General features: G+C 38.6%; 8 protein-coding genes. 2 read left to right on the plus strand and 6 right to left on the minus strand.

Going from position 1 to position 7,296, the window contains the following annotated elements; translation table 11 throughout:
- A complete protein-coding gene (locus DD627_RS01560) occupies nucleotides 1-1,098 on the minus strand; it encodes a Gfo/Idh/MocA family protein (protein ID WP_260275087.1) in 1,098 nt (365 codons plus the stop codon).
- On the minus strand, nucleotides 1,085-1,930 hold the full coding sequence (locus tag DD627_RS01565; RefSeq protein WP_260275086.1) for an enoyl-CoA hydratase/isomerase family protein: 846 nt from the start codon (nucleotides 1,928-1,930) through the stop codon (nucleotides 1,085-1,087). The genes DD627_RS01560 and DD627_RS01565 overlap by 14 nt, the downstream gene beginning before the upstream one ends.
- Before the next feature lie 195 nt (nucleotides 1,931-2,125).
- On the opposite strand from DD627_RS01565, the gene DD627_RS01570 reads away from it, so the two are divergent.
- A complete protein-coding gene (locus DD627_RS01570; RefSeq protein ID WP_260275085.1) occupies nucleotides 2,126-2,794 on the plus strand; it encodes a DUF421 domain-containing protein in 669 nt (222 codons plus the stop codon).
- A 416-nt stretch (nucleotides 2,795-3,210) separates the two neighbouring features.
- Here the strand turns inward: DD627_RS01570 and DD627_RS01575 are convergent, their stop codons facing one another.
- From DD627_RS01575 to DD627_RS01590, 4 genes are all read right to left on the minus strand, one after another.
- Nucleotides 3,211-4,059 carry an aldo/keto reductase gene (locus DD627_RS01575; RefSeq protein WP_057784360.1) on the minus strand — a complete coding sequence of 283 codons (849 nt, stop codon included), beginning with the start codon at nucleotides 4,057-4,059 and terminating at the stop codon, nucleotides 3,211-3,213.
- A 104-nt stretch (nucleotides 4,060-4,163) separates the two neighbouring features.
- Complete coding sequence (locus DD627_RS01580) at nucleotides 4,164-4,334, minus strand: DUF4767 domain-containing protein (RefSeq protein WP_353744024.1); 171 nt, start codon at nucleotides 4,332-4,334, stop codon at nucleotides 4,164-4,166.
- A 14-nt stretch (nucleotides 4,335-4,348) separates the two neighbouring features.
- The gene (locus DD627_RS01585) at nucleotides 4,349-5,125 is read right to left on the minus strand and encodes an ABC transporter permease (protein WP_068808588.1); all 777 of its coding nucleotides are present in this window, start codon (nucleotides 5,123-5,125) and stop codon (nucleotides 4,349-4,351) included.
- A gap of 13 nt (nucleotides 5,126-5,138) precedes the next feature.
- Nucleotides 5,139-6,080: an ATP-binding cassette domain-containing protein gene (locus DD627_RS01590; RefSeq protein WP_068808586.1), complete on the minus strand. Its 942-nt coding sequence runs from the start codon at nucleotides 6,078-6,080 to the stop codon at nucleotides 5,139-5,141.
- A gap of 141 nt (nucleotides 6,081-6,221) precedes the next feature.
- On the opposite strand from DD627_RS01590, the gene DD627_RS01595 reads away from it, so the two are divergent.
- Complete coding sequence (locus DD627_RS01595) at nucleotides 6,222-6,728, plus strand: MarR family winged helix-turn-helix transcriptional regulator (RefSeq protein ID WP_157077645.1); 507 nt, start codon at nucleotides 6,222-6,224, stop codon at nucleotides 6,726-6,728.
- Nucleotides 6,729-7,296 lie beyond the last annotated feature (568 nt).

A 7,296-nucleotide genomic window follows, 5' to 3' on the forward strand; every position in this document is an offset into this window, starting at 1 on the left:
CTATTCACCTTCTCGTAATTTTTTATTTGAGTCAATAATTTTACTAATAAATTCGTGCATTTGAACTGCTGTTTCAAAAGAGGGCGTTGTGTGTTTATCATTCATTAAATCACCAGCAATCGCTTGATAGTAATAACCAGCATCTTGGACACTATTATCTAAATCATTTTTGGGAAGTGTATCATACTTACCCGGAATCGTAAGTCTTGTAAAAGTATCGTGATTTTTATCAAGTAAAAGCAGCTTATTATCTGCTTCATTTTGATATGCCCGTGTATTGGTTAACATTAATACGCCATCATTACCGGTTACTTCTAGTTGCATTCCAGAAATATTATCCTGAGCACCTTCCGCATTAATAACAAATAACTGCTGAGATTCCAGTAAAGTGCCCATTACCGTGACATTATTAGGCAAACCATACGGAACCTTCTTTGTACGATTTTTCTTATCAAACAAAGTCGTTTGCTTAAATTGATTAGCCGTTAAACCAATCACTAAATTAGGTTGTCCAACCAAATGAAAAAGCAAATCAGCAAAATGCCCAACATCTACTGTTAGCACATCGGTATAATTCTCTGATTTCGTAGTCCATTCATAATTTTCCGGCATAACCCTAGCAAAGGCTTCAACTCCGATTGAAACACGTGCTGAACGAATCTTACCAATTCTTTTTTGATCTAGAAAATCCTTAAAAAAGCGGGCACTGGGAGAATATCTTCTTTGAAACCCAACAAAGGTGCGCACATGATTTTCTTGTGCTAAATCAACTAATTCTTGTGATTGGGTTTTATTGGTAGTTAATGGCCACTCTGTATAAACATTTTTACCAGCTAAAATTGCCTTCCTAGCATATTGAAAATGTGTGGGTGCTGGAGTCGTTACCATGATCAAATCTATCTTGTCATTACGTAACAACTTATCTTCATCATCATAATAAAAAGGCACTTTATGGCCTTGAGCAAAATTTTGAGCTTTATTAAGTGAACGACTTTGAATAGCCAATAGTCTAAATTGCGGCAATAAATTCAAAATTGGAATAACTCCATATTGTGCCCAAGTGCCAATTCCGATTAAACCGACATTAATTGTTTTCATCGTTTTTACCTGATTTTTTCCCAAACATTTCGGGCAGAGTCAACTCTACTGCATCTTCACCATATTTTTTTGCCAGATCTGACATTTCTTGACCACCCGCGTTAGCTTCTGGCCAATCGTCAATAGTACGTAAAATGTAATTTGCTTGAAACAGCTCACCATTAGTCGGCATTTTAGCTCGCGAATTAATCATTTTTTTACCCAAAAGAAGAGAACGTTTTGCAAATGACCCAATACGGCGCGCCAATTTATCTACAAATTCATCAAGTTTGTCATCATCAAAAGCTCGATTTACAAACCCATATTTTTCGCCAAGTGCACCGTTGTATTCATCAGCGCTAAGCACAATTTCTATTGCCCGACTGCGACCAACCAATGCAGTCAGCCATTCAATGCCGCCACCTCCTGGCATTGAACCACCTCCAGCTTCCACTAAGGCAAACTTAGCTTCTTTTTTAGCAGCAAAAATCATATCTGTTGCAAGCGCAAATTCAAATCCCTGAGCATAGGCGCGACCACGCACTTTGGAAATTGTAATAATTGGACTGTTAATCAAACGCGTCACAAAATCCGGCCACTTATAGAAAAACGGTTGGGCCCCAGGCTCATCTGGAACTTCCAAACGTTTGGCCACATCATGATGCCCCATAAAGAAATCTTTATTACCACTTTCAAAAACAATTACTTTCAAATCTTGATCCGCTTCTGCCACATCCATCAAATGATTTAATTCTGCAAAAGTCCATGGATCGAATTGGTTACGAGGTGGATTACTAAAAATTACACGCCAGTACCCTTTTGTCTCTTTAACTACCTTTAATTGTTTTTCCATTGAAATTCACCCCTTCTTTATCGTAGCTTGATACACTATATTTGTATTGTAGTCAGCTACAGTATGAATGTCAAGAATTATTTTCTTTTTGTTGTTCAGTCTTTAATCCCTCATTTTATTTGCTTAGAATAGTCCATTTAGGTTAGGATTAATTTATACAAACGATAAATTTATATTTAAAAAGGAGGCCACAAGATGTTTTGGTTAATCATGATCAAACTAATTATCGGTTTAATGGGACTATTACTGGTTGTCCGTTTATTAGGAAAAAAGTCACTGTCGGATATTACCCCATTTGATCTCATCTATACATTAGTTCTGGGCGGAATTCTAGAAGAATCGCTTTATGACCCAAAAATCAATGTTTTCCACTTGTTATTGGGAATTGCCATTTGGGGATGTTTAATTTATTTCGTTGAAAAAATTGTTCAGAAAAACGATAAAGTTAACCGGTGGCTAAAGGGTGAGCCCTCCGTCCTGATCAGAAACGGTGTACTTAATTTGAGAGAAATTAATCGCAATAAAATTGAACTAGAACAACTCCGGCAGATGGCTCGGCAAAACCAATGCTTTTCTTTAAAAAACGCCAAGCACGTTATTTTAGAAAATGCGGGTCAAATTAGTTTGGTCATGGATTCAGAAGAAGATAAGGCTTTATCAATCATGCTGGTGGATCAGGGCCATATTCAAGAAAAAGTATTAAAAACGCACCAATTTACCAAAACTTGGTTACAAAAAAATTTGAAACAGCTCGGGTACAACACTCTGGGCAATCTCGTTTATGTGGAATGGTCTCAAGAAAATGGCTTTTATGTAATCACCAAGGAAGATGTTACTGAACATATCTATCGGATTGATGGCTAAATAAAACCTGCTAATCTTCTCATATTGAGCGTGATTAGCAGGTTTTTATGTTAAGAATCTAAAGGTTGAAAGTATCAAAATTACCTCAATAACTAGTATTAAACGACTTGGTTCAAAAACAGTAGTTTAATAATGCGCAGCAACACCGATATCAAATCTATTATACCAGTGTGTTAATTGCAAAGATTAGACTTAGTCTGGAAGCAAATGGGCTCAGTAGTGCCGTTTATCTTAGCGGGTTTCGCTTAGATAAAGGCCGAGCTTGGAGACGTGGCTTGCGGCTCCAAGTCGTGCCCACTACGTTCCAGCCCAAATTTGCTGAAAGACGGCAATTTAATCTGATTTTGTTACTATGAACGTTTTCGTGTCAAGCAACAAGATAAGTTTTTGTAGTTTCAACCTTTAGTTAAAAATATCTAGATCATCCGCAACGATTGTTTAGAAGTTGGCGCAGAAAATTGGGCATCAATTTGTTGCATTTCTTGGTTGGATAATTTGATATTACCAGCCTCAATATTTTGTTTCATATGAGCCACATTACTGGTTTGCGGAATGGCCATGATGTCATCTGTCTGAATGGTCCACGCCAACAAAATTTGCATTGGGGTAACTTGGTGTGCCTTAGCAATTTCTTGAATCACAGGATTTTGCGTCAATTTCTGACCACGAGAATCTCCTTGATCAATTGGCGCATAAGCTATAAGTGGTAGTCCGTGTTGCCGTTGCCAAGGTAATAGGTCAAACTCAATGCCGCGATTGGCAAGATTGTACAAATCTTCATTGGCAAAAGCCTGATCTCCATTCGGATTAGCGTAAAGTTCCTTTAAATCTTCCGTATCAAAGTTAGAAACTCCCCAATGGCGAATCTTACCTTCTTTTTGAAGTTCAACTAGCCCAGTCACCGTTTCGACCAAAGGTACAGTTCCTCGCCAATGGAGTAAATATAGATCAAGATAATTAGTTTTCAACCGTTTTAAACTATTCTCCAGTGACTGTCGCATTTTAGTCTTAGTGGCATTTTGCGGATAAAATTTACTAATCAAGAAAACTTTATCACGATCAAACTCTTTTAATGCCTCACCCACTAACGTTTCAGCGTTACCTTCGCCATACATTTCAGCCGTATCAATGACTGTAGCACCATGTTGCAGGCCATAAAGAATTGTGGCTTTTTCTTGCTCAAAGGTTTTGGGATTGTCACCCATATGCCAGGTGCCAATACCGATGGCAGGTAAAGTGGTCCCTTTAAAATTAATTTGTTTCATTTTGAACGCTCCTTCCGACACTCTTATTTTACACTCCAAATTCTTCGATTCACAAAAAAAGGCCCTACCATGAAATTTCTCATAGTAAGACCACTTTCCTAGAATTAATCACTTGTTGCTGCATTGGCAATCTTTGCAAAGCCATTTTGTAAATCTTGGTTACGTGAGCTAGTGAAGTTACGAACTTCACTATCGATATCTTGCGAAACTAAAACATCGGGTTCACCATTGTGAAAAACATACGAATAGGCAATAATCTCGACGGTAACATCGATAAAATCAGTCTCGCCTAGTCACGGCGTTGGTAAACTAAAACCGTTAAAGGCATAAATATCAAAATGATAACTCCGCCACTAATAAGTACTAAAGTAGCGTTACTTCCCCAATTGCCAGTGCTCAGAATTGTTCTAATTGCCGTGATTGTCAAACTGACTGGGTTAATTTTAACAATGGCCTGTATCACTTTTGGTAATGTTTTGACTGGAATAAAAGCATTGGACAAAAATGTCATCACCAAAATAATAATCATAGATAAACTGCCAATTAACTCCGCATTTTTAGCCATTAACCCAACTAGCACAAAAATCCACGAGGTAGCCCAACCAATAAAGATGGCCAACAATAGGGCTGCCGCAAGCATCGGCAGGTCGGCTGTTGGTCGCCACCCCATCAAAAAGGTGGTTATCAATGCAACCACTCCTGAAAGTAACAGCCGCAAGATGTCGCCAACTAATTGACCTGCTAGCGGCGCAATTGGTGAAATTGGCAAAGTTTTAAACCGGTCAAAGACACCGGCGTTAATATCTTCGCGCAGCTGTTGGCCTGACCCGGAAGCGGCGTTTAAAATACTTTGAACCAAAATTCCGGATACCAGCATTGGTAAATAGGCCTGCACACTGCCGGCGATCACACCACCAAATAGGTATCCAAACAACAGTGTAAAAATCACCGGTTCAATCACGACATCACTGAGACTGTCCGGATTATGCATAGTTTTGAGTAAATTCCGGTGAGTCATCGTAAGGATGTTGCTCACAAAACGATTCTTAGTTGTCATCGATTTCATAGTTTTTTTCTCCTTAATTTTTACCGACTGTCATCTTCAAAAAAACGTCATCCAGTGGCGGAGTTTCAATTGCAAAATTGCTAATGGGAACTTTCGCAGCTTGAAGCTGATTCAAAACCTGTGGAACCATCTGCATGCTTGTATCATCAATCAACACTGTCAGAGTCCGGTCACTCACATTAACAGGTAATGCCAAAGTATCGTGAGCAATTTTTTGGACTTGCACCCGCCATTTCTGGTCGGTGATTTCTATCCGAAGTTGCATCCCCCCAACGTGCTTCTTTAGGTCGCTTGGTGTTCCAATCGCAATCATTTTGCCATGATCGATGAGCGCAATTCGATTCGCCAAATGATCGGCTTCTTCCAAATATTGAGTTGTCAATAATACAGTCGAGCCTTCAGCAACTAGTTTTTGAACGGCACGCCACATCTGCATCCGTGTTCGCGGATCTAACCCGGTAGTTGGTTCATCTAAAAATAGGATTGCGGGTTTGCCAATTAAACTAATCGCTAAATCCAATCGGCGCCGCATACCACCAGAAAAAGTTGCTAATGTTTGGTCAGCGGAATTAGCTAAATCAAAATCCGTTAATAGTTCGACGGCTCGGGTTTTAGCATCGCCTCGACTTAATCCATTCAGTTTGCCGAAAATTATTAAATTCTCGCGAGCCGTCAAATCTTGATCAATTGCCGCTGTTTGCCCGGTTATACTAAACTGTTGGCGAGCTAAACGACCCTGAGTCAGCGTATCAAAGCCGTTTAACGAAATTTTTCCCGCATCTTGACGCAACAAGGTCGTCATCATCCGTAAAATAGTGGTTTTTCCCGCGCCATTTGGCCCCAGCAAACCAAAGATTTCGCCCTTCTTGATATCAAATGAAACATCTTGCACTGCTACTTTGTCTCCAAATTGTTTTCGAATATTCTTTACCTTAATTAAACTATCGTGATTCATGTTTTTGACTCCTCTCTTTTTATCAGGTGACCTGACTAATATATAATAAGGGTACCTGATTAAAATGTCAAGTCACTATTCGCCGCAAATTTTGGAATGTTGTATACTTAAGAAAACGATGAAATGAATGGGATGATCATAGTGACAAACGAAATCAAAGCAGAATTGGCCGCAGGAAAACTGGCAGAGTATGAACAACTCAGCAAAATTTACGATGATATTGTCAAGCAAGCACGACCTCGTTTGACAGTTGAAGGACAGGGAAAAATTTTATTGGCGTTATCGGATGAAGATCATCTATCGCAACGGCAACTTGCAACGCGTTTAGGGATGTCACCCCAGTCAACTAGTGAATTTGTCTACAAACTTGCCAAACGTGACTTAATAACTTTAACTAAGTCGCCAAAAGATCGCCGGGTTAATTTAGTCAACTTAACCCCTGCAGGTCGACAAGAAATTGAATCTGCTGCTCAAGAAGTGCCGCCGTTTGTAAGGTCACTTTCTGATGCAGAACTAGATCAGCTGTCATCCCTCCTTAATAAAATCACGACAGCTATGTACGAAGATATTGATGCGGCTAACCCCACTTTGGGAGTTAAGTTTCATAAATTATTTGCCAGTCGGTATTTGAAACAGTTTAAAAAATAGGTTTGGTTGACGAATTTTTTACTTTTAAAAAATTGTTTTCCACCTTCAGAGAAGATAAGAACTAAAAAACGATACAACCACTCACTAGTCTGTGGCTGTATCGTTTTTAAGTTGTGTATATGTCTATAAAAAACTCATATTACAGAAAAACAGTAAAGTATTATATTTCAATATGAACATGACAATCAGCTACAAATTGGAATAATTGGAAACAACAGATTTGAGTATTTTACATTTCTGCATATCATTTTACCTAAAATTTCGGTTTCTTTATCATAGTCAAAACTAAAGAATTTTGGATTTCATATTCAAATTATATAAACCTTTTCTTTAATTACCACAAAGTTAGTCGGTTTTACAAGTTTATTACCGTTGAAAAGATTTTAATCCAATCCAGGCAGTGGAATCCCATTACGATACGAAACACTATGATTCGAGCCATCAACATCAGCGTAATTATCAACAAAACCATCAGGCAACTTCACGTCACGCAAATGTGCCAGCGTTGTCTTATCAATTATTTCATTTTCACGTCCACTTTTGATCCGCGAATTTTATAATCAAGTTA

The organism is Pediococcus sp. (genome assembly GCF_003533255.1).
Classification (GTDB): Bacteria; Bacillota; Bacilli; order Lactobacillales; family Lactobacillaceae; genus Pediococcus; species Pediococcus parvulus.